This is a genomic window from Propionicimonas paludicola (assembly GCF_002563675.1).
Taxonomy (GTDB): domain Bacteria; phylum Actinomycetota; class Actinomycetes; order Propionibacteriales; family Propionibacteriaceae; genus Propionicimonas; species Propionicimonas paludicola.
Genome location: NZ_PDJC01000001.1, coordinates 2,508,561 through 2,530,827, shown reverse-complemented (window position 1 = coordinate 2,530,827; position 22,267 = coordinate 2,508,561). Strand labels below are relative to the sequence as shown.

Annotated in this window: 17 protein-coding genes, 1 tRNA gene and 1 riboswitch; of the genes, 11 read left to right on the top strand and 7 right to left on the bottom strand. The window is 67.5% G+C overall.

Annotated features, from left to right (window positions below; all coding sequences use genetic code 11):
- Nucleotide 1 precedes the first annotated feature (1 nt).
- The gene (locus tag ATK74_RS11825) at nucleotides 2-613 is read right to left on the bottom strand and encodes a DUF1707 SHOCT-like domain-containing protein (RefSeq protein WP_098461223.1); all 612 of its coding nucleotides are present in this window, start codon (nucleotides 611-613) and stop codon (nucleotides 2-4) included.
- Between the two features lie 119 nt (nucleotides 614-732).
- Between ATK74_RS11825 and ATK74_RS11820 the strand changes: the two genes are divergently transcribed.
- Complete coding sequence (locus tag ATK74_RS11820; protein WP_098461222.1) at nucleotides 733-1,272, top strand: DinB family protein; 540 nt, start codon at nucleotides 733-735, stop codon at nucleotides 1,270-1,272.
- Between the two features lie 10 nt (nucleotides 1,273-1,282).
- On the opposite strand, the gene ATK74_RS11815 is transcribed toward ATK74_RS11820, so the two are convergent.
- Nucleotides 1,283-1,978 carry a response regulator transcription factor gene (locus ATK74_RS11815; RefSeq protein WP_211283363.1) on the bottom strand — a complete coding sequence of 232 codons (696 nt, stop codon included), beginning with the start codon at nucleotides 1,976-1,978 and terminating at the stop codon, nucleotides 1,283-1,285.
- A 186-nt stretch (nucleotides 1,979-2,164) separates the two neighbouring features.
- Between ATK74_RS11815 and ATK74_RS11810 the strand changes: the two genes are divergently transcribed.
- From ATK74_RS11810 to ATK74_RS11785, 6 genes are all read left to right on the top strand, one after another.
- A tRNA-Gly gene (locus ATK74_RS11810) sits at nucleotides 2,165-2,238 on the top strand.
- 257 nt (nucleotides 2,239-2,495) lie between these two features.
- The gene (locus ATK74_RS11805; RefSeq protein WP_143483656.1) at nucleotides 2,496-4,355 is read left to right on the top strand and encodes a beta-glucoside-specific PTS transporter subunit IIABC; all 1,860 of its coding nucleotides are present in this window, start codon (nucleotides 2,496-2,498) and stop codon (nucleotides 4,353-4,355) included.
- Nucleotides 4,352-5,824, top strand: coding sequence for a glycoside hydrolase family 1 protein (locus tag ATK74_RS11800; RefSeq protein ID WP_098461220.1), 1,473 nt, complete (start codon nucleotides 4,352-4,354; stop codon nucleotides 5,822-5,824). Before ATK74_RS11805 ends, ATK74_RS11800 begins: the two co-directional genes overlap by 4 nt.
- 29 nt (nucleotides 5,825-5,853) lie before the next feature.
- On the top strand, nucleotides 5,854-6,714 hold the full coding sequence (locus tag ATK74_RS11795) for a PRD domain-containing protein (RefSeq protein WP_098461219.1): 861 nt from the start codon (nucleotides 5,854-5,856) through the stop codon (nucleotides 6,712-6,714).
- A 48-nt stretch (nucleotides 6,715-6,762) separates the two neighbouring features.
- Nucleotides 6,763-7,785, top strand: a complete 1,023-nt coding sequence (locus tag ATK74_RS11790; RefSeq protein WP_098461218.1) for a Gfo/Idh/MocA family protein — start codon at nucleotides 6,763-6,765, stop codon at nucleotides 7,783-7,785.
- Between the two features lie 479 nt (nucleotides 7,786-8,264).
- Nucleotides 8,265-10,655, top strand: coding sequence for a glycoside hydrolase family 3 C-terminal domain-containing protein (locus ATK74_RS11785; protein ID WP_098461217.1), 2,391 nt, complete (start codon nucleotides 8,265-8,267; stop codon nucleotides 10,653-10,655).
- On the opposite strand, the gene ATK74_RS11780 is transcribed toward ATK74_RS11785, so the two are convergent.
- From ATK74_RS11780 to ATK74_RS11760, 5 genes are read right to left on the bottom strand one after another with little or no spacing between them, the layout of a single operon-like run.
- Nucleotides 10,648-11,628, bottom strand: coding sequence for an ABC transporter ATP-binding protein (locus ATK74_RS11780; protein WP_098461216.1), 981 nt, complete (start codon nucleotides 11,626-11,628; stop codon nucleotides 10,648-10,650). The genes ATK74_RS11785 and ATK74_RS11780 overlap by 8 nt on opposite strands.
- Before the next feature lie 8 nt (nucleotides 11,629-11,636).
- On the bottom strand, nucleotides 11,637-12,656 hold the full coding sequence (locus ATK74_RS11775) for an ABC transporter ATP-binding protein (protein WP_098461215.1): 1,020 nt from the start codon (nucleotides 12,654-12,656) through the stop codon (nucleotides 11,637-11,639).
- Nucleotides 12,653-13,669: an ABC transporter permease gene (locus ATK74_RS11770; RefSeq protein WP_098461214.1), complete on the bottom strand. Its 1,017-nt coding sequence runs from the start codon at nucleotides 13,667-13,669 to the stop codon at nucleotides 12,653-12,655. The genes ATK74_RS11775 and ATK74_RS11770 overlap by 4 nt, the downstream gene beginning before the upstream one ends.
- A 58-nt stretch (nucleotides 13,670-13,727) precedes the next feature.
- Complete coding sequence (locus tag ATK74_RS11765) at nucleotides 13,728-15,476, bottom strand: ABC transporter substrate-binding protein (RefSeq protein ID WP_169923835.1); 1,749 nt, start codon at nucleotides 15,474-15,476, stop codon at nucleotides 13,728-13,730.
- Nucleotides 15,477-15,519: 43 nt separating this feature from the next.
- Nucleotides 15,520-16,488: an ABC transporter permease gene (locus ATK74_RS11760; RefSeq protein ID WP_098461212.1), complete on the bottom strand. Its 969-nt coding sequence runs from the start codon at nucleotides 16,486-16,488 to the stop codon at nucleotides 15,520-15,522.
- 485 nt (nucleotides 16,489-16,973) lie between these two features.
- On the opposite strand from ATK74_RS11760, the gene galK reads away from it, so the two are divergent.
- The 4 genes from galK (at nucleotide 16,974) to ATK74_RS11740 (ending at nucleotide 22,174) form a co-directional block, all read left to right on the top strand.
- Nucleotides 16,974-18,122: a galactokinase gene (gene galK / locus ATK74_RS11755; RefSeq protein ID WP_098461211.1), complete on the top strand. Its 1,149-nt coding sequence runs from the start codon at nucleotides 16,974-16,976 to the stop codon at nucleotides 18,120-18,122.
- A 230-nt stretch (nucleotides 18,123-18,352) separates the two neighbouring features.
- A riboswitch (TPP riboswitch) is annotated at nucleotides 18,353-18,458 on the top strand.
- A 37-nt stretch (nucleotides 18,459-18,495) separates the two neighbouring features.
- Nucleotides 18,496-19,548 carry a thiamine ABC transporter substrate-binding protein gene (locus ATK74_RS11750; RefSeq protein WP_098461210.1) on the top strand — a complete coding sequence of 351 codons (1,053 nt, stop codon included), beginning with the start codon at nucleotides 18,496-18,498 and terminating at the stop codon, nucleotides 19,546-19,548.
- Nucleotides 19,524-21,194 carry an ABC transporter permease gene (locus tag ATK74_RS11745; protein WP_098461209.1) on the top strand — a complete coding sequence of 557 codons (1,671 nt, stop codon included), beginning with the start codon at nucleotides 19,524-19,526 and terminating at the stop codon, nucleotides 21,192-21,194. Before ATK74_RS11750 ends, ATK74_RS11745 begins: the two co-directional genes overlap by 25 nt.
- Nucleotides 21,161-22,174 carry an ABC transporter ATP-binding protein gene (locus ATK74_RS11740; protein ID WP_245840914.1) on the top strand — a complete coding sequence of 338 codons (1,014 nt, stop codon included), beginning with the start codon at nucleotides 21,161-21,163 and terminating at the stop codon, nucleotides 22,172-22,174. The genes ATK74_RS11745 and ATK74_RS11740 overlap by 34 nt, the downstream gene beginning before the upstream one ends.
- Nucleotides 22,175-22,267 lie beyond the last annotated feature (93 nt).

Here is a 22,267-nt window from a genome sequence, read left to right as displayed (position 1 = left end):
TCTAGCCGCGCCGCTTCACTTTCGGGTTTTTGACCTCGACCCCGCCGAACCCGACGAAGCCCTTGACGATGATCTTGGGGGCGCCGGTCATCGGCGGAGCGACCTTGTGCACGTCCGCGCCACCGAAGACGGCGATCACCTGGTTGTCCACGTTGCTGCCGGCCGGGACGGTCAGCTCGACGCCGCCGAACAGGCAGAACACGTTCACCACGATCGTCTGGCTGGTGAAGATCGCCTGAGTCAGATCGAGTTCCACCCCACCGAACATGGTCAGCACCGAGGTGTTCGGACGCACCTCCCACTGGCCGGAGCGCTTGGTGCCGGAGAAGATCGCCACGATCTGCTCGGCGGGCTGCTCGGAGCCGGCCGGCTGGTAGTTCACCAGCGGGGCCGGCTTGGCCACCACCAGGTCGCGGGTCAGCGGAACCAGATCGTCGAAGGTCTGTGCGGCGAGGGCGGACTCGATCCGGCGATCGCGGTCGTAGGCACTCAGGTGGCCTTCGGAGTGGGCCGCGTTCAGCAGCGTGATGACGTGCTGGCGATCGCTCTCCGCCACGCCCAGATCGCCACCGACCGCAGGGCCGACATCGGTCGGTTCCAAAGGATTGCTCATGAGTCGAACCTAGAACAGGTGATGGTGCCGCCGAAAGCTCTGACGGCCGCTTCCGGGGACGGTTGGGGGACCTCCCTGAGCGCCGCTGGGCGTCGTCCCGGGCGGCCTAGACTGCCGCCATGACCATCCTGCCTGGGGACGACCGTCCGGAGCCGCCGCTGGCCGGCGACGAGGCGTCCACTCTGATCGGGTTCCTGGACTATCAGCGGGCCACTTTGGCCTGGAAGTGCTCGGGCCTGGATGCCGTCCAGTTGGCTCGGACGGCCGCGGCGTCGTCCATCACTTTGGGTGGGCTGCTGAACCATCTGGCCCTGGTCGAGGACACCTGGTTCGGCTACCGGCTGGCCGGGGTGGCACCGAGCGAGCCGTGGGCGAGCGTGGACTGGGACGCCGATCCCGACTGGGAGTGGCATGCGGCAGCGCGGACCGAGCCGGAGGTGCTCTTCGAGCGCTGGCGCGCGACCGTGGCCCGGTCGTCGGCTCAGGTGGACGAGGTGCTGGCCGCTGACGGCCTGGACCGGCTGGCCAAGCGTCCGCGCAGCAACGGGGAGGTGCCCAGCCTGCGCTGGATCCTGCTGCACATGATCGAGGAGTACGCCCGACACAACGGGCATGCCGACCTGATCCGGGAGAGCATCGACGGTCAAACCGGGGAGTGACCCCGGCGGCTCAGACCTGGCTGATCAGGCCGTTCTCGCGGGCGATGCCGACGGCCACCAGCCGGTCGTGGACCCCCAGCTTGGTGTAGACGTTGCTCAAGTGCTTGTGCACGGTGCGCGGGGAGAGGCCGAGCCGGGACGCGATCGTCCGGGCCAGCAGGCCTTCGGAGAGCAGCTGCAGCACCTCGACCTCACGCGGAGTCAGGTTCAGCGCCGCGGCAGCCTCGGCGGCATCGCGGGCGGCCTGAGAGGACACACAAGCCGCTGCGACCCGCGGCATCATGAAGGTGACCGGAGCCACCGCTTCGGCCAGTAGTGCCTGGGCGTCCGGGGCGAAGCCGTTGCGGCGGCTGACCGCCAGCACGCGGGCCCGGCGTTGGATGGTGTTCTCGTCGAACTCGGGACCGATCAGGACGACTTCGCCGAGAATCGGATGCTGGCCCCCGCGCAGCAGGCTGTTCGGGTTGCGCCCGCCACTGCGGGCGGCGACATCGGCAAGGGCGGCCGCACTGCGCGCATCGGGCACGGCGGCATGGACGCGTGGACGCCGGGACGGGTCCAGACCGATCAGCACGGCCACGTCGGCATTGCTCGCTTTGGCCAGTGCGCGACAGATCAGAACCTCAGGCTGCTCGCCCTGGTCGATGACCGCCAGCGTCTGCGCCATCAGGTCGACGAGGGTTATTGCCCGATCTTCCCTGGTCACCTTCACCGCCTCTGCGTTTTGGGGTCGCCTGTGTGCCGGCGAGAATGTCCGAGTGCCAGTCTGTCAGAGAACCTGCGTAGTCGGCATAGTTTCCACCTCCGACGCGGCGGGCGATCCTTGTCATCTCGGTGTGCGAGCCGCGCGCGCGAGCGGCTAGACTGCCTCACGCGCCGGGCACCGGCGCTTGCGGATGTAGTTCAATGGCAGAACATCAGCTTCCCAAGCTGACAGTGCGGGTTCGATTCCCGTCATCCGCTCCACGGCTCGTCGATGATGAGCATCCTCCCCCTGCCCTCGGCTCCTGATCGGAATCTGCCGAGAACTCACCTCTTCACAGCGACTTCGGGCGGTGCTAGCGTGTGCCGCGCGGATACCGAAGGTGTCCCAGAGCCAGGGGTTGTGACTCCGAAGGCAAGACCCGAGCTCAAGCATCAGCACAGCAGCGTGCGATGTCTGGGGCTCGTTTTTTTGTGCCCCGAATCGCCCGCTCAGACATTCCACAGCCAAAGGAGGCAGTGTGAGCAACGAGCGAGTAATGAGCCGGGAGTCCTTCGCGCAAGCGATCCTGGATCGAGTAGGCGGTCCGTCCAATGTGGCGGCACTGACGTCATGTTTCACCCGGCTGAGGTTCGTCGTGAAGGACCAGTCGAAGGTTCGTCGCGGTGAGCTCGAGCAGTTGGACGGCGTGATCTCCGTCGTGGTCGCGGCAGGCCAGTTGCAGGTCGTGGTCGGCAACGATGTCCCGCAGGTTCGCGAACTGGTGGAGGCGCGCCTCCCACAGTTGGTGGTCGAAGATCCGGCCCCGGCCGAACCGCAGGGCAACGTGTTCGATCGGTTCATCAATGTGATTTCGGCGATCTTCCAGCCGATCCTGTGGGCTCTGGCCGGAACCGGTCTGCTCAAGGCGTTCCTGATGGTCTTCTCCACCGTCGGGTGGCTGGACTCGACGACCACGACGTACCAGATTCTCAATGCGGGCGCGGACGCCTTGTTCTACTTCCTGCCGATGTACCTGGCCATCACCGCTGCAAAGCGCTTCGGTGCCAACCAGTTCGTCTCGCTGACCCTGGCCGGCGGTCTGCTCTATCCGTCGATCATCGCCCTGGTCAGTTCGCCGACCCCGGTCACCTTCTTGGGCATTCCCGTCGTGATGGCGACCTACACCTCCTCGGTGATCCCGATCGTCGTGATCGTGTGGGTGCAGAGCCACGCAGAGAGGCTGCTCAAGCGGATCCTGCCCGGCATCATCGTCAACTTCGCCTCGCCGGCCTTGATCATGCTGGTGCTGTTCCCGCTCAGCCTGCTGACGATCGGCCCGGCGACCACCTACCTGAGCCAAGGCATCACGGCTGCGGTCAGCTGGGTCTACGCGGTCAGCCCGATCGCCGCCGGCTCCATCATCGGCGGCCTGGCCCAGGCACTTGTGGTGTTCGGCCTGCACTGGGCGCTGATCGCCGTGATCATCAACGAGTTCGGCACCTCAGGCCAGTCGTTCACGATCCTGCCCTTCTTCGCCGGCGTGACCGCCCAGACCGGCGCGGTCCTGGCCGTCTTCTTCCGGACCCGCAACGCCAAGCTCAAGCAGGTGGCTGGGCCGGCCGCACTGAGTGGCCTGCTCGCCGGCATTTCCGAGCCGGCGGTGTACGGCGTGAACCTGCCCCTGCGGCGGCCCTTCTTCATCGGTCTGGCCAGCGCCGCGGTGGGTGGTGCCGTGATCGCCGCCAGTGGAGTGACCTCGCACGCCTTCGCGGTCCCGTCCCTGATCAGCATGCCGGCCGCCCTCGGCCAAGGGAGCTTCCCGGTTTTCGTGGCCGGAGTCGTCGGCGCCATGGTGCTGGCTTTCGTCCTGACCTACTTGTTCGGCGTGAAGGAGCCGGACGCGGGCTTGCCGACGCCGGCCCCCGCCGCCCAGCCGGTGGCATCGGTGGCGACCACTGCAGTTCTCTCCCCGCTGTCGGGGGCGAGCCGTGCGCTGTCGGCTGTCGGCGATCACGTGTTCGCGAGTGGCTCGATGGGTGCCGGAGTGGCGCTGGTCCCGTCCGACGGTCAGCTCTACGCCCCGGTGGACGGCGTCGTCATGGCCTGTCTGCCGCACGCGTACGGGATCCGTACCGACGACGGTGTGGAGGTGCTGGTCCATGTCGGGATCGACACGGTCAAGCTGCAAGGTGAGGTCTTCCAGCCGGCGGTCAGCGCGGGTGATCGAGTAGTCGCCGGCGAGCCGATCGGCACTGTGGATCTCGCCGCGGTGGTCGCCGCGGGCTTTGATCCCACAACGGTGATCATCGTGACGAACTCCGCAATGCTCAGCCGGGTGACCCCGGTGGCCGCCGCCGAGGTGCACCCCGGCGACACCCTGCTGGAGGTCGTCCGATGACGGCGCGGCTTGAGTTCCCGGAGACCTTCCTCTGGGGTGGCGCAACCGCCGCCAACCAGATTGAAGGTGCCTACGACGAGGGCGGGAAGGGGCTGTCCACGTCCGACCTGGCCCGCTACCGTCCCGACGTGGTCAACGGCGCCGACAACTTCACCTTCGAGGTCACCGGTGCCGAGCTGGACGCCGCTGACGCCGGTGAACTGGAGGGCATCTTCGCCAAGCGGTGGGGGATCGACTTCTACCACCGCTACCGCGAGGACATCGCCCTGTTCGCAGAGATGGGGTTCACCACCTTCCGGATGTCCATCGCCTGGCCCAGGATCTACCCCACTGGGCTGGAGGATGAGCCGAACGAAGAGGGCCTCGCGTTCTACGACCGGGTCTTCGACGAACTGCTGGCCCACGGCATCCAGCCAGTGGTGACCATGTCGCACTACGAGATGCCGCTGGAACTGACCCGACGCTTCAACGGTTGGCTGTCGCGGGAGTGCATTGCGCCGTTCGAGAAGTTCGCCCGGACGGTCCTGACCCGCTATCGGGACAAGGTGCGCTACTGGCTCACGTTCAATGAGTTGAATATGAACCTGACCAGCGTCTACACCGGCGCTGGCGTCCTGATGGACCGCACCGACCGCCCTGTTCGGGAGGTCGCCTACCAGGCCACCCATCACCAGTTCCTGGCCAGTGCATTGGCGGTCAAAGCGGCCCGGGAGATCCTCCCGGCCGGGGCCGTGATCGGGGCCATGATCAACCGGATCGAGGTGTATCCAGCCACGCCCAAGCCCGCGGACGTCTTGCAGGCCATGCGCGAGGATCAGACGAACTTCTTCTATCCCGATGTGGCCGTGCGTGGCCGCTACCCGGGCTATGCCCTGCGGTACTTCCACGACGCCGGCCTGAACATCGAGTTCGCCGAGACCGACCAGCAGATCCTCGCCGACGGCACCGTCGACTACATCGGGATCAGCTACTACATGTCGCACCTCACCGAGGACCGCCCGGGTGCACAGGACGAGACCGGTCTGCTGGTCGGAGCGCTGAAGAACCCACACCTCACACTCACTCAGTGGGGGTGGCCGGTTGATCCGGTCGGTCTACGGATTTCGTTGAACCGCCTGTGGGATCGTTATCAGGTGCCGATCTTCGTCGTCGAGAACGGCTTGGGGGCCGAGGAGGCCCCTGGCCCGGACGGGATCATCCACGACCAGTATCGGATCGACTACCTCCGCGAGCATCTGATCCAGATCGGCGAAGCGATCCGCGACGGGGTCGATGTCATGGGGTATACCGCTTGGGGTCCGATCGACCTGATCTCTTGCGGCACCTCCCAGATGTCCAAGCGGTACGGCTTCATCCATGTCGACCAGGACAACTACGGTCAGGGCACCCTGCGTCGGAGTCGCAAGGACTCCTTCGGCTGGTACCGGGACGTGATCGCCAGCCGCGGCGCGTCGCTGGCCGGCGACTAGGCGCGGGCTGATTCGGGGAATGGACAACGATGTACATCGAGCGGATCCTCAGCAATAACGCCGTCATCGCTTCGGTCGACGGACGTGAAGTGGTGGCGCTGGGTCCTGGTATCGGGTATCGCCACAAGAAGGGCACCGAGCTCCCGGACCAGGAGGTGGAGCGGATCTTCCGTCCCACCCCGGCCCAGCCGATGGAGCAGCTCAGCGCCTTCCTGGCCGAACTCCCGCCCGCCTACCTGGACGCCGCGCTGGAGATCTGCGATGCCGCCAGCGCAGAGTTGTCCATTCCTCCGAGTCAGGCGACGGTGATCGCCATTGCCGATCACCTGAACTTCGCGGTTCAGCGGCTGCGCGACTCGATTGCCATTGAGTATCCGCTGGCGTGGGAGATCGCCCAGCTCTACCCGGCCTATGCCGCGGTAGGGCGGGGCGCCCTCAGTGTGGTGAGGAACCGGCTGGGCGTCGAACTGCCCGAGGGCGAGTCGATCAGTTTCGCCATGCATTTCATCAACGCGCAGGCCGGAAGTGCTCCGGATGGCTTGCCGTGGACGCGTCAGCTCACCTTGGTCACCCAGATCTTCGACGTCATCGATTCGTCGTTCAATGTCCGGGTGGACCGGGACTCGATGAGTGCGTCCCGTTTCGTGACCCATCTGCGTTATGTGTTCGCCCGGATCGAGCGGCACGCGCAACTGGGCGATACTCCCGATGAGCTCCTGCGGTCCATCGCCGACAACTTCTCCGCGGAGATGGCCTGCGCGCACCGGGTCGCCTATCTGATCCGCCTGGGACTGGGCGCAGCTATCACTGGCGACGAGATCGCCTTTGTGGCGATTCATGTCGCCCGGCTGGTCGGAGATCTCCAGGCCGAGCCGAACAGCGGCAACTAGGTCGTCCGGTCGCTGCCTGCGCGGCCGGCCCACAGAGAGGCAGTGCCCATGGATCGCATCCGGATCGCCATGGTCGGGGCTGGCTTGGCGGCCCGACTGTTCAGCGCGGCCGCCGAAGAGGTGGACGAGGTCGAGGTGGCCGGCATCTTCTCGGCCAACCCCGAGCACGCGGCAGCGTTCGCGGCCGAGCATCGGCTCGAAGCCTTCGCCAGCCTGGAGGCCATCGCCGCTGACCCCACCATCCAAGCGGTCTATGTCGGGACGCCGAACTCGACCCACTACGAGTTGGCGCTGGCCATGATGGCCGCAGGCAAGCACGTCCTGATCGAGAAGCCGCTGGCCACCTCTGCGGCCGAGGCCCGCGAGCTCGTCCAGGTCGCCACCAGCCGCAAGGTGTTGCTCATGGAGGCCTATCGGGCAGCTTTCGAACCCAACATCGCCGTCCTCCGACGCGCCTGTGCACAGCTTGGCCCGGTGCGCCGTGCGGTTCTCATCATGGATCAGTACTCCTCCCGCTTTGACGCGTACAAGGCCGGCCAGGTTCACGCCGCGTTCGATCCGGGACGGGGTGGCGGTTCCACCATGGACCTGGGCTTCTACCCGGTCTCGCTGGCCGTCCATCTCTTCGGTGAGTCGCGCACTGTGACAGCGACCGGGGTCCTGCTGCCCAACGGCGCTGATGCCCAGGGAACGATCCTGCTGGGCTACGACGGGTTCGAGGTGGCCTGCCTGCATTCGAAGGTGGCCACCATGGGCATTGAGTCGCAGATCGCGGGGGAGCGCTCGGTGCTGACCTTCGACGACTGCGCCAGCCCGGACAGCGTGCGGCTGCACACCGCTGGCTCGGCCTCCAGCCTGTCTGGTCGCCCGCCGCGGGAGATCGTGGAACTGGGCCGGCCGCGCAGTGGGCCGCTACTGGTCGGTGAACTGCGCGAGTTCTCCCGGCTGGTCATCGCCGGTGAGCTGCAGTCGGCCGTCCATCCTTTGGCGAACTCGGTTGCGGTAGCGGTGATCCTCGATGAAGCTCGTCGGCAACTCGCCGCGAACTCCATCCCGATCCGGATCCGGTAGGCCGCCGCTCCTGCCAGACGCTGTCCGAGGCCGTGCCCTGCCCAACGACACAGCCGCTGGGATCTGGATGCCATGCTGAGCCAACTGTTGAGTAGCCCACCCCGGCGCCTGGTCGAGCGCCGCCTGTTCAGAGAGGAGCAGACGGCTGAGCGCCGTCATGAGAACTGGCGACGAGTGCTTGCCATGGCAACCGTGGCACTGGTGGGTTTGGTGATGACGAGGGACCTTGTGTCAGTTCGTCGCCGTGCCCTCGCTCCCTGTCGAGTGGTTCGCGCTACCGATCGGAACCCTCGCTGCCGAAATCTCGGTAGCAGGAGTTGCGATCGGTAGCGGGAACAGGGTTCGGTGCCGATGGTTGGACGCGACGAGACGCGACGAGACGCGGGCCGGCATCGGCGAAGCCGCAGTAGCGGCGGACACTGGATGCCATGATGGCCGAGTTGGGACAATCGGCTCAGACGAGGCGGAGGCGCACCGAGATGGCGGATCAGGACCACAGTGAGCACCGGGCCGAGGCGCAGCAGGTAGTGGTGAAGCTGAGCCGGGCCACCAAGATCGGGCTGCTGTCCGGGGCCGACTACTGGCACACCAAGGGGCTGCCCGAGCACGGCATCTCGCCGATCATGGTCACCGACGGTCCGCACGGGTTGCGCAAGCAGCTCGGCAAGGCCGATCACGCCGGGCTGTCCGACTCGGTACCGGCCACCTGCTTCCCGACCGCCTCCGCGCTCGGCTCGACCTGGGACGTCGCGCTGCTCGAAGAGGTCGGTGTCGCACTCGGCCGGGAGTGCCGGATCGCCGACGTCGCCGTCCTGCTCGGCCCGGGCCTGAACATCAAGCGGCATCCGGCCGGCGGACGCAACTTCGAGTACTTCTCCGAGGACCCGCTGCTGTCCGGGAAGGCGGCCGCCGCCATGGTGCGCGGCATCCAGTCGGCGGGGGTTGGCGCGTGCGTGAAGCACTTCGCCGCCAACAACCAAGAAGACTTCCGGATGCGACTGGACACCATCATCGACGAGCGGACCCTGCGCGAGCTGTACCTGACCGGCTTCGAGATCGCCGTCACCGAGGGCCGTCCGTGGACGGTGATGTCGTCCTACAACCAGGTCAACGGCGAGCACACCGGCGAGTCCCGGCGGCTGCTCACCGACATTCTGCGCGAGGAGTGGGGCTTCGACGGCCTGGTGATGAGCGACTGGCTGGCGGTCGCCGACCGTCCGGCCGGAGTCGCCGCCGGAATGGAGCTGGAGATGCCCAGCAGCCACGGCGCCTGGGACGCCCGGGTGTCCGCCGCCCTGGACTCCGGCGCACTCAGTGAGGCTGCGCTGGACCGGGCCTGCGTCCGGGTGATCGAGCTGCTGCTCAGAGCGGCGGCCGGCCGCGGCGCTGGTGAGCTGTTCGAGCGCCTGGACAAGGACGCCCATCACCAGCTGGCCCGCCGGGCCGCGGCCGCGGGCACCGTGCTGCTCACCAACGACGGGCTGCTGCCGCTGGCTCCGTCGGGACGGGTGGCGCTGATCGGTGCCTTCGCCGAGCACCCCCGCTACCAGGGCGCCGGCAGCTCGCTGGTGCAACCTACCCAGCTGGACACCGTTCTGGACGCGCTGCGCGAGCGCCTGGGCGAGGCCGCCGAGCTCGACTACGTCCCCGGCTACGACCCCGAGACCGGCCAGACCAGCGCCGCCCAGTTGGCTCGGGCCGCGGCGTCCGCCGCGGCTGCCGACCAGGTGATTCTGCTGGTCGGGCTGCCGGCCGCCTATGAGTCCGAGGGCTTCGACCGGGACGACCTGCGGCTGCCGCAGGGCCAGGACGCGATCGTCCGGACGGTGCTGGCCGCCAACCCCCGCACGGCGGTGGTGGTGATCGCCGGCGCTCCGGTCGAGCTGGACTGGGCCGATCAGCCAGCCGCCCTCGTGTTCGGCTACCTGGGCGGTCAGGCCGCCGGCTCGGCGCTGGTGGACGTCCTGCTCGGCGATGTCGAACCCGGCGGACGGCTGGCCGAGAGCTTTCCGGTGGCGGTGGCTCAGCTGCCTGCCCAGGACAACTTCCGCTCCCACCCGACCCAGGTGCAGTACCGCGAGTGCCTGAACGTCGGCTATCGGTTCCACGACTCCTTCGGCATCGCGCCGCGGTTCTGCTTCGGCCACGGGCTGGGCTACACCAGCTTCGCGTACTCCGATCTGGAGGTCAGTGGGGTCGGCACCGAGTGGGAGGTGGCGTTCACGCTGACCAACACCGGGGAGCGGGCCGGAGCCGAGGTGGTCCAGCTGTACGTCCATGACGTCGAGGCCTGCGTGGCCCGTCCCGAGCAGGAGCTCAAGGCCTTCTCCAAGGTGTGGCTGGAGCCGGGGGAGAGCGTCCCGGTGCGGCTGAGCCTGGGCCGTCGTGCCTTCGCGGTCTACGACGTTCCGGCCGCCGACTGGCTGGTCGAGGCCGGCGAGTTCGAACTGCGGGTCGGTGCCTCCAGCCGGGACGTCCGGCTGCGTGCGACCATCCGGGTCGACTCACTGGATCGGGTCACTCCGGCGGTGATCCCGGCTGCAGCATTGGCCACCGGGAACGAGTTCACCGCGCTGTGCGGACGTCCGCTACCGGCCCCACGGCCGCTGCTGCCGCTGCACCTGGACTCGACCCTGGCCGAGCTGCAACTGCGTCCACTGGGCCGTCCGCTGTACCGACTGCTGCGAGTAGTGGCCGGTCAGGTGATTAGCCCCGAGGACGAAGGCAGCACCCCCGAGACCTTGGACCGCATGATCGGCCAGATGCCGCTGCGCGCACTGATCACCTACGCCGAGGGACGGCTGAGCCTGCCGGCTCTGCAGATGCTGATCCGGCTGCTGAACCTGGGCTGGCCCCAGCCGACTAGATGACCTGGCGAACCTGGGGGTAGTGGCAGGCCACCAGGTGGCCCGGCTCGAGCTCGACCGGCATCGGAACCTCGGCCGCGCACCGCTCGGTCGCGATCGGGCAGCGGGTCCGGAACACGCAACCCGACGGCGGGTTCTGCGGGCTGGGCAGGTCGCCGGTGAGCAGGATCCGCTCCCGGTCACGCCGCGGCTCGGGCACCGGCACCGCCGACATCAGAGCCTGCGTGTATGGGTGCATCGGACGCTCGTAGAGCCCGTCCCGGTCGGCGACCTCCATCACCTTGCCCAGGTACATCACCATCACCCGGTCGGAGATGTGCCGCACCACGGACAGGTCGTGCGCGATGAACACATAGGCCAGGTTCTGCTCCTGCTGAATGTCCTCCAACAGGTTGATCACCTGGGCCTGGATGGACACGTCCAGCGCGGAGACCGGCTCGTCGCAGACCACCAGCTTGGGCTTCAGGGCGATCGCTCGGGCCACCCCGATCCGCTGCCGCTGGCCGCCGGAGAACTCGTGCGGGTAGCGGTTGTAGTGCTCGGGGTTCAGACCGACCCGCTCCATCAGCTCCTGGACGGCGCGCTTGGTGCCACCCTCGGGCTTGATCCCCTGGATCAGGAACGGGGCCGCGATGATCGCACCGATCGGATGCCGCGGGTTCAGCGAACCGTAGGGATCCTGGAAGACCATCTGCATCTGACGGCGCAGGTGGGCCAGTTCGGATCCGGTGGCGCTGGTGACGTCCTTGCCCTCGAACTCGATGGTGCCCGAAGTCGGCTCCAGCAGACGCAGGATGGTGCGCCCGGCCGTGGACTTGCCGCAGCCGGACTCGCCGACCAGGCCGAGGGTCTCGCCGGGCTCCAGGCTCAGCGACAGGCCGTCCACGGCCTTGATCGGGGCGCCCTCGACGCGGACGAGCTTTTGTTGATAAGTCGGGAAGTGCTTGCGCAGGTCCCTCACGGACAGCAGGCTCACGGTCTCTCCTACAGCCTCGGGGCGATCTGCTCGGCGAACAGCTCAGCTCGCTTCGGCGCCGGAATGTGGCAGCGCGAATCGTGCTTCGGATAGGACTGGACGAGCTCCGGCACCACCTGGTTGCACGGTGCGGACGCGAAGTCGCGGAACGTGCAGCGCGGGTGGAAGGCACAGCCCGGCGGAATGTTGATCAGCGACGGCGGGTTGCCGGCCACCGGCACCAGTCGCTCCAACCGAGTCCGGTCCAGGCGCGGCATGGACGTCATCAGGCCCCAGGTGTAGGGGTGGTCGGGGGCGTGGAAGGCGTCGTCCACCTCGGCGTACTCGACACACTTGCCGCCGTACATCACCAGGACGTCGTCGGCGATCTCGGCCACCACACCCAGGTCGTGGGTGATCATGATGATCGCCGAGCCGAACTCCTTCTGCAGGTCGCGCATCAGGTCCAGGATCTGCGCCTGCACGGTGACGTCCAGGGCGGTCGTGGGCTCGTCGGCGATCAGCAACTCGGGGTTGTTGATCAGAGCCATGGCGATCATGGCGCGCTGCCGCATACCGCCGGAGAACTCGTGCGGGTACTGGTCGAAGCGCTTGTCCGGGCTGGGGATGCCGACCCGGGCCAGCATGTCGACCACGGTCACCCGAGCCGCCTTCTTGGACACGTTGTGGTGCACCCGGATCGCCTCGGTCAGCTGCTGGCCGATCGTGTAATACGGATGCATCGCCGACAGCGGATCCTGGAAGATCATCGCCATCTTCGAGCCGCGCAGGCCGCGGATCTCCTCGTCGGTGGTCTTGAGCAGGTCGACGTCGTCCAGCCAGATCTCGCCGCTCAACTTGGCCCGGGTGCCGCGGTGCAGCCCCATGATGGCCAGCGAGGTGACCGACTTGCCCGAGCCGGACTCGCCGACGATACCGAGAGTGGTGCCCTTCTCCAGGTCGAAGGTCAGGCCGTCGACGGCCCGGACCACGCCGTCGTCGGTGGGGAAGTAGACCTTCAGGTCGTTGACGCGCAGGAACTTGTTCATTTCGCCAGCTTCACTCTCGGGTCGATGAAGCCGTAGGCGATGTCGACCAGCATGTTCGCCACCACGATGAAGGTGGACACGATCATCACCATGGCCACGATCGTCGGTAGATCCATCGTGGTCACCGAGTGCACCGCCAGGTAGCCGAGGCCGTGCAGGGAGAAGACGCTCTCAGTGATGATCGCGCCGCCGAGCAAGCCGCCCAGGTCGAGTCCGGCCGCGGTCACGATCGGAGTCAGCACTGCGCGCAGGCCGTGCTTGAAGATCACTGCCCACTTGGCCACGCCCTTGGCGTTAGCGGTGCGGATGTAGTCCTCGCTGAGGGTCTCGATCATGTACGCCCGGGTGAGCCGGACGTAGCTGGCGGCGAAGAAGAAGGCCAGGGTGATCCAGGGAAGGATCAGGTTGGCCGCCCATGCCGCCGGGTTGTCGGTGAAGTTGACGTACTTGGGAATCGGCACCCAGCCCCACTTGATGGCCGGGAAAGTCAGGAGAACAAGGCCGACGAAGAAGGTGGGTAGCGAGAACCCGATCAACGCCGAGCCGACGATACTTCGGTCCTGCCATCTGCCTTTGTTCAGGGCGGCGACGATGCCGCCTCCGACGCCGACCAGCATCCACAAGGTGAATGCACCGATAGCGATCGAGAGGGAGATGGGCCAGGCTTCAGAGACCATCTCGTTGATGGTGCGGTGCTGCGAGGGGGAGTAGCCAAGGCACGGGGCCGGGCACTTGACGATCTGCTCGGGGTGGTCCTTCTTGAGCTGCTCGTTGTCGGGGAACTCACGACCGACAACCAGGCCGGCGAGGAACTTGCCGTACTGCACGGTGGCGGGCTGGTCGTAGCCGAGGGCCTTGCGGTTGCCCTCGAGGATGGTGGGGGTGCAGTTCTTACCGCAGGTATATCGAGCCGGGTCGATCGGCGAGGCGAAGAACAGAGCGAACGTAGTGGCTGTGATCAGAAAGACCATCACCACGACCGAGGCCAGTCGCCTGAGGATGTAATAGAACACGCAGTCTCCTAAGGGAGCCGGGGGTGCGCCCGTGGGCGCACCCCCAACCCTTAATCAATCAGTGCTTGACGCTGACGTCGGCCAGATCGTAGTAGCCGGTGAACGTGGTGTTCACGACCGCGCCCTCGACATTGCTGCCGTGGACGAACACGAACTGATCGTTGATCAGCGGGATCACGCCGAAGTACTTGGTGACAACCTCGGTGTCGAGCTGTCCCCAGGCCTTGTCGGCATCCGCGCCGGTGGCGGCGTATGCCTTGTCGATCCCAGCGTTGAACTCCTTGTTATCGAAGTAGCCGTAGTCCTGGCCCGGGCCGCCAGCAGAGATCTGGCTGCGGGAGTCGAGGAGCTGCGGGATGACCGTCGATGCAGACGGGAAGTCAGCACCCCAGCCGGCCCAGTAGGCGTCGTACTTCGTTGCGGAGTCCGGAGACTGCAGGGTGCCGTAGTACTGGTCGGCCGGGATGCCCACCAGTTCGGTGTCGAAGCCGGCTGCATCCCAGCCGGTCTTCAGGCCCGCGAACACCTTGTCGAGCGTGTCGTTCTTGCGGTAGGTCACCTTGATCTTGACCGGGAGGGTCAGACCGGAAGCCTGCAGGGCCTCCTTGGCCTTGGCCGGGTCACCCTTGTCGCCCGCCAGCAGCGGGGTGTTCGGGAACGCGGGCAGAGCCGGGTTGATCAGGGAGTTGGTGGCCTTCACGACCTGGTCGCCGCCGGCGGCGAGGACGTAGGCGCTGCGGTCCGTGGCCAGAGCCAGGGCCTCACGGGCCTTGTCGTTGCTCATGACCTTGGACTTGAAGTTCGGCACCAGGTAGCGGGTGTACGGCGAAGCCACGATCGAGAAGCGGCCAGCTGCGCCACTCTCCACGTTGGACAGCGCGGTGACCGGAGCCTGATCGAAGGTGATCGCGTTCTGGTCGTCGCCCTGGTTGGCGATCAGGCGCTCGTACAGGGTCTCCTGGGTGAGCGACTCGTCCCAGGTGATCTTGTCCGGGTACGCCTTGCGGATGGTGTCGGTCTTCGGGTCCCACTGATCGTTGCGAACGAAGGTGCCACCCTTGTTGGCCGTCCACTCGCCGTCCAGCTTGTACGGGCCGTCGGAGAAGATGGCGTAGTTGGACTTGTCGCCCTGGTCCTTGTCCTTGCGGAAGGCGCCGAAGGCGGTCATGGTCAGAGCCATGTTGAAGTCGCCCGCCGGGTTGGCCATTTTGAAGGTGATGTTGTTGCCATCACAGATCACGGCCTTGTCGAACAGGTCCTGACCGGTCTTCTTGTACGGGCCGGCGTAAGCGGACGAGCCGTCCTTGTTCTTCGGGATGTCGAGGTACTGGATGGCGTAGTTCGGGCCACCGGTGATCACGTCGACAGCGAAGGTACGGGAGATGCCGTACTTGTAGTCCTCACAGGTGACGGGCTTGCCGTCCTCCCACTTGATCCCATCCTTGAGGGTGAACTTCCACTCCTTGCCGTCCGCGGAGACGGTGCCGGTGTCGGTCGCGGCGTCGGCAGCCAGTTTGGCCGGCTCGCCGTCCTTGCTGACCGGAGCGAAAGTGGTCAGGGTACGGGTGAACAGACGGTTGCCCGCCTCGATGTTCACGCCGACGTAGACCCGCTGCGGATCCCAGTGCTCGGTCGCGGTGCCGGACAGGATGGACAGCGTGCCGCCAGCTGCTGCCGCCGGAGCGCTGCTCCCCCCTGCACTCGCGCTGGGCGCCGGGGTGGCCGAACCGCCGCCCGCGCAAGCGGTGGCAGTGAGACCAAGCGCCAGCACGGTCGCCACACCTGCGACGATCTTCGTGCGCTTCATTGGTTCTCCTTCTTGGTTTGTTGCGGAGATCTGGTCTTCCCGGTCACTGCCGATCGGCTTTGGGGTCCAGCGCATCGCGCAGGCCATCACCGAGCAGGTTGAAGGACAGCACCACCAAGAACAAAGTGATGCCCGGGAAGATGAAGTAGGCCGGATCCGAGTTCGCGTAGTGCACGGAATCATTCAGGATCGAGCCGAAGGACGGGGTGGGGGCTTGAATGCCCACCCCGAGGAAGCCCAGCGCGGCTTCAGTGGCGATGTTCTGCGGCATCACCAGGGTCGTGTAGACCAGGATCGGCGCCCACAGGTGGGGCAGCAGTTCCTTGAAGTAGATCCGCCGCCGGTTGGCGCCCAGCGAGCGGGCCGCCTCGATGAACTCCCGCTCCTTGAGCGACAGCACCTGGCCACGAATCACACGGGCGAACACCGGCCACCCGAAGAAGCCCATCACCAAGATCATGAAGACCATGGACGCCGGTGTCCGGTCCGAACCCATTGCAGCTTGGAGAATGTCGATCACGATGGTCGACAACGCGATCAGCATCAGCGTCTGCGGGAAGCTGAGCACGAAGTCAGTAAGGCGGGACAGCCACCAGTCGACGCGTCCACCGGCGGTACCGGCGACCAGGCCGATCACGGTGCCGAGAACGACCGAGACGATGACCGCGCACACGGCGACCACCAACGACACGGTCAGTCCGGCGATGACCCGGGAGAGGATGTCGCGGCCGGTGCCCGGCTCCACGCCCATCCAGTGCTGAGCGGACACCCCGCCGGCCGGCCCGATCGGCAGCGATCCGAGGCCACCGACCAGCTTCGAATTCCCGTCATAGGGGTTGATCACCCCGATGGCAGTGAGGGCGGGCGCGGCGACGGCCAACACAACGAAGAAGATTGCCGCGCCCAGCGCCACCATCGTGCCCCGGTCCTTGGCCAGCCTTGCCCGGGTGATCTGCCACGGCGTGCGACCGGTGATCGAGACGGCACCATCCACAGCCGTGGTGTCTGCCATCCGGTTCCCCTCTTTCGTCAATGCCCGAAAAGGTAGCTGCTCAACGGGTGGACGGTAATGTACCACGCCACGCTAAGCGGCGTAATGGCTAGTCCGAGCCGGGTTGCGCGTTATCAAAGCGTGATTATCGGGCTTTCGCCGCGCTGCCTTGGGCGCCTCTCGACCGGTTTAGCAGACGTTGCGCCGACCGCCGCCGTGCTCACATGCTGGACATCGCCGCTTGTCTGAACCGGGTTCGAGGTCTGCAGGCGGCTGCGGGCCGGCTGGGGGTTGCTCGCCTCGGCCGGGCCGACGGATTCGCACCGAGGGTGGAGGCGCGGGTGCTGTTCGGGCCGCAGCGGCCGTTCGCAGAGGGTCACCTGGTGATACTGCCTCCGGGCCGAGGCTGACCGCCGTGAGAGCCTCGGATCACCGGGTGGGCTGGGGTCCCACTGGGGCGGATGGTGGGTTAGCATTAGCCGCCGAGATAGCGCTAACATGTCCGAGTGACCAGCACCAATGTTGCGGCTGAGGTCTTCGCTGCAGCCTTTAGCGCCGAGCCCACCGGATTTGCCCTCGGGCCGGGACGAGCCAATCTGATCGGCGAACATACCGACTACAACCTGGGCTTCGTCCTGCCGTTCGCCATCGACCGCGCAGCGGTGGCGGCCTTCCGACCTCGGGCCGACCGTCAGATTCGGTTGGCCACAGACTTCGCCCCCGGCGTGATCACCTCTGACCTGGACCACCTGGAAGGTGCCGGCGGCTGGTCGGCCTATCCGCTCGGAGTGGCCTGGGCGCTGGGTGAGTTCGGTGCCGATCTCCATGCGGCGACCGGCTTCGACCTGGCCCTGCACTCCGACGTGCCGGTGGGCGCAGGACTGTCCTCGTCCGCCGCGATCGAGAGCGCCACCGTGCTGGCCCTGGACGCCATGTGGGGCCTCGGTCTGGATCGGCGCACTCTGGCTCGGGTCGGGCAGCGCGCGGAGAACGTGGTGGTCGGTGCCCCGACCGGAATCATGGATCAGTCCGCATCGCTGCTGGGCGAGGCCGACTCGGCAGTGTTCCTGGACTGCCGCAGTCTCCAGGCGTCCGCCATTCCACTCGGCCTGGACGCTGCCGGCCTGGAGATCTTGGTGATCGACACCCGGGTCAGTCACGCGCACGCCACCGGTGGCTATGCCACTCGCCGCGCTCAGTGCGAGGAGGGTGCCCGAGTGCTGGGGGCAACGTCGCTGCGCGAGGTCGGGGTGGACGACTTGGATCGGGCGAAGAGCATGCTCAACGACGTGGTCTATCGCCGGGTCAAGCACGTGGTCACCGAGAACCAGCGGGTGCTCGACACCGTGGCCACGCTGCGGACGTCCGGGCCCGGCCAGATCGGCGCCCTGCTCGATGCGTCGCACGTGTCGATGCGCGACGACTTCGAGATTTCGGTACCCGAACTGGACCTCGCCGTCGAGACTGCAGTGGCCGCCGGTGCGCTGGGGGCTCGGATGACCGGTGGCGGTTTCGGTGGCTCGGCGATCGCGCTGATGCCGGTGGAGCGGGCCAGGGATGCGCAGGCCGCGATCGCGGAGGCGTTCGGGCGAGCCGGCTTCGCGGAGCCGGTGCAGTTCGAGGTGCGCGCGGTGGCCGGCGCACGGCTGCTCTAGGCGGGGTTTTTCGGGCGTAGAAATGGCTACGCCCCGCCCGGGATGGGGCGGGGCCGGAGTCCCCTATCCCTAAAGGACCTGCCATGTGGCTTTCGCCGATCCTCAATATAGTCACCCCTTTGGGGGAATGCCGGGAAATCGTGCGGGCAACCGCATGTTCGCGTCGCCGGTCGCCGATCAATGGCGCTCGCCCCGGCTCGGGAGCGCGGTCTGGCTCGGTGGTATGGTCGTCGCGAAGACAGGGGAGCGCCGCAGGGGCGCTGAGAGTGCGGACGGCCGCAGACCCTCGAACCTGATCCGGCTAGCACCGGCGTAGGGAGTCGGGAATCTCCTCGGGACGACACCCGAGCCCTCCGAGCCTTATGGAGGAGATATGTCGAAGAAGTCATGGGCCCTGGCCTTGGCCGGGGCATTGCTGCTGGGGGGTTGTGCCGCCCCATCGGCGACACCGAGCCCGAGCGCGTCGGCCAGTTCGTCCGCGCCGACAGAGAGCAAGCAGCTGCGGGTGATCACCCACGACTCGTTCGCACTGTCCAAGGAGTCGATCGCTGCGTTCAAGGCCGAGACCGGGTACGACGTCGTCTTCAACGCTCCCGGCGATGCCGGCACCGTGGTCAACCAACTGGTTCTGACCAAGGCCGCCCCGATCGCCGACGTGGTCTTCGGCATCGACAACACCTTCGCCGGCCGGGCCTTCGCCGAAGGCGTGCTCAGCCCCTACACCTCGTCCGCGCTGCCGGCCGATGCCGCGAAGTTCGCTGCCGACGACTCGTCCCGGCTCACCCCGATCGACTACGGCGACGTCTGTCTGAACGCCGACACCGCCTGGTTCACCGGCAAGGGGCTGGCCGTCCCGGTCAGCCTGGACGATCTGCTCAAGCCGGAGTACCGGGATCTGCTGGTGGTGGCCAACCCGGCCACCTCGTCGCCGGGCCTGGGCTTCCTGCTGGCCACCATCGCGGCCAAGGGCGAGGACGGCTATCTGGGCTACTGGAAGGCGCTGCGCGACAACGGGATGAAGGTGGTGAAGGGCTGGACCGAGGCCTACAGCGTCGAGTTCTCCGGGTCGTCGGGCAAGGGCAAGCGTCCGCTCGTGGTCTCCTATGCCTCGTCCCCGGCTTTCGAACCGGCCACCCAGTCACTCAACCAGACCTGCTTCCGTCAGATCGAGTACGCCGGGGTGGTCGCCGGTTCGGCCAACCAGGTGGGCGCCGGCAAGTTCATCGACTTCCTGCTCAGCGCCAAGGTGCAGGCCGAGATCCCCGACCAGATGTACGTCTACCCGGTCGACTCCTCGGTGAAGCTGCCCAAGGAGTGGGTCGCTCATGCGGTCCTGCCCGAGCACCCCTACACCCTGTCGGCCGCGCAGATCAGCGCCGGGCGGGACGGCTGGATCAAGGCATGGACGGCGGCAGTCATCGGGTGAGCCGCCCGACCGGGCGGGTTCTGGGCTGGGCGGCACTGGCGCTGGTGCCGCTGGCCTTCCTCGCCATCTTCTTCGTCTGGCCGGTGGCGTCGCTGGTGGCCAGGGGCTTCACTGACGAGAACGGGTTCAGCCTCGCCGGAGTGAGCGAGGTGCTGGCCGCCCCGCGCACCTGGCGGATCATCGGACAGACCCTGGTCCAGGCCGTCCTCGGCACCGCGATCTCGGTGCTGCTCGGAGTGCCGGCCGCCTACCTGCTCTATCGAGTCCGGTTCCCCGGACGTCGCCTGTTGCGGGCGGTGGTCGCGGTGCCCTTCGTGCTGCCCACCGTGGTGGTCGGGGTGGCCTTCCGCAGCCTGCTGGCCGAGCAGGGTCCGCTGGGCGGCCTGGGCCTGGAGGAGTCGCTCACCGCGATCGTGGCCGCGCTGGTCTTCTTCAACTACTCGGTGGTGGTCCGGACGGTCGGGGCCCTGTGGGCCCACCTCGACCCGCGCACCGGGGAGGCGGCCCGCAGCTTGGGCGCCAGCCGCTGGCGGGTGTGGTGGACGGTGACCTGGCCGGCTCTGGCGCCGGCGGTGGCCTCGGCCGCGGCGCTGGTGTTCCTGTTCTGCGCGTCCGCCTTCGGCGTGGTGCTGGTGCTGGGCGGCAACGGCTGGGGCACCGTCGAGACCGAGATCTGGTACCAGACCACGCAGCTGCTCGATCTGCGGGCGGCCGCGGCCCTGTCGATCGTGCAACTGGTGATCGTGGTGGCCTCGCTGCTGGTCGCCAACCACACCCGGGCTCGCCAGGAGCGCGCGCTGAAGCTGTCCGGTCCGCCGGTCGATCACGACTTCGGGCCGGCCGACCTGCCGGCTGCGCTGGTCACCGGGATCGTGGTGCTCGGGCTGCTGGTCACTCCGCTGGTGACCCTGGTGATCCGATCCCTGCAGACCAGCTCGGGTTACGGGTTCGGCAACTATCTGGCCCTGGCCACCGAGGCCGAGGCGGGGTTCAGCACCGGGGTGTGGCCGGCCCTGGGCAACTCGCTGGCCACTGCGGCCGTGGCCTCGGCCATCTCGCTGAGTCTGGGCGCGATCGTCAGCTTCCTGCTCTCCCGGCGGCCCGCCTCTGCGGCCGGACGGACGGCGCTGGCTACGGCCGACGCCGCCTTCATGCTGCCGCTGGGGGTCTCAGCGGTGACCGTCGGCTTCGGCTTCCTGATCACCTTGACCGCGCCGCCGCTGAATCTGCTCGGCTCCTGGCTGCTGGTGCCGCTGGCCCAGGCCGTGGTGGCACTGCCGCTGGTGGTGCGCAGCCTGCTGCCGACCCTGCGCGCGATCGACCCGCGGTTGCAGCAGGCCGCGGCGACCCTGGGAGCGAGCCCGGCTCGGGTCGTGGCCACGATCGACGCTCCGTTGGCTTGGCGCGGCTTCGGGCTGGCCATCGGCTTCGCTTTCGCAACCAGCCTCGGCGAGTTTGGGGCGACCAGCTTCCTGGCCCGTCCGGATCGTCCGACGCTGCCGGTGATGATCTTCCGGCTGATCGGACGGCCGGGTGCGGAGAACCTGGGGACGGCGCTGGCCGCCTCGGTGGTGTTGGCCCTGCTCACCGGTGTGGTGATGGGTGTGGCGGAATGGATCGGACCCAGAAGGGGGCAGCCATGGTGAGTGGCCTGCAGGTGCGAGGGGCGGGCGTCCGCTACGGGTCGGTGGTTGCGGTGGCCGAGGTGTCTGTGGAGGTCGCCCCCGGCGAGATCGTCGCGCTGCTCGGCGCCTCCGGCTCGGGTAAGTCGTCGCTGCTACGCGGAGTTGCCGGGCTGGAGCCGTTGGCCACCGGCAGCGTGCACTGGGACGGCGTCGAACTCACGTCGACCCCGGTGCACCGGCGCGGTTTCGTGATGATGTTCCAGGACGGGCAGCTGTTCCCGCACCGCACTGTGGCCGGCAATGTCGGCTACGCCTTGACCGGGATGTCTCGTACCGACCGGGACGCTCGGGTGGCCGAGCTGCTGGAGTTGGTCGGGCTGGCCGGCTACCAGCGCCGTCCGGTCACCGAGCTGTCCGGTGGGCAGGCACAACGGGTGGCGCTGGCCCGCTCGCTGGCCGCCAAGCCGCGGCTGCTGCTGCTCGATGAGCCGCTGTCGGCGCTCGATCGGGGGCTACGCGAGCGGCTGGTCGAGGTGCTCGGCTCCAGTCTGCGCGCTACCGGAACCTCAGCGCTGTACGTGACTCACGACCAGGACGAGGCCTTCGCCATCGCCGACCGGGTCGGTGTGCTGGTCGACGGACGGCTGCGCCAAATCGATCCACCACGACACCTCTGGCATCACCCGGCCGACGCCACGGTGGCCAGTTTCCTTGGCTACGATCCGCTGCTCAGCCCGGCCGAGGCGCTCGCCCTCGGCTGGCCCGGTGGACCGCCGTCCGGCCAGGTCGCCGTCGGCCCGTCCGGCCTGGTGGAGCGCGCGGACGGCGTGGCCCTGCCGGTGCTGGAGGTGCGTCATCGCCGGGGCCCGAGTGAGGCCACCGTGCGGCTGCCCGGCGGCCAGAGCGGGCAGGTTCGGGTCAGCGACGACGTCGCCGCCGGAGTCGAGCTGAGGGTCGGACTGGAGCCGTCCGGCTGTGCCGTGGTTCCGCCCGGCGACTAGGAGTGGCCACTCCCGGATCCCGGATCCCGACGGCAGCGAGGTGGCATCGGCCAATGTGTGCGTGTGCGACCACGGGCCCCACTACGATTCCGG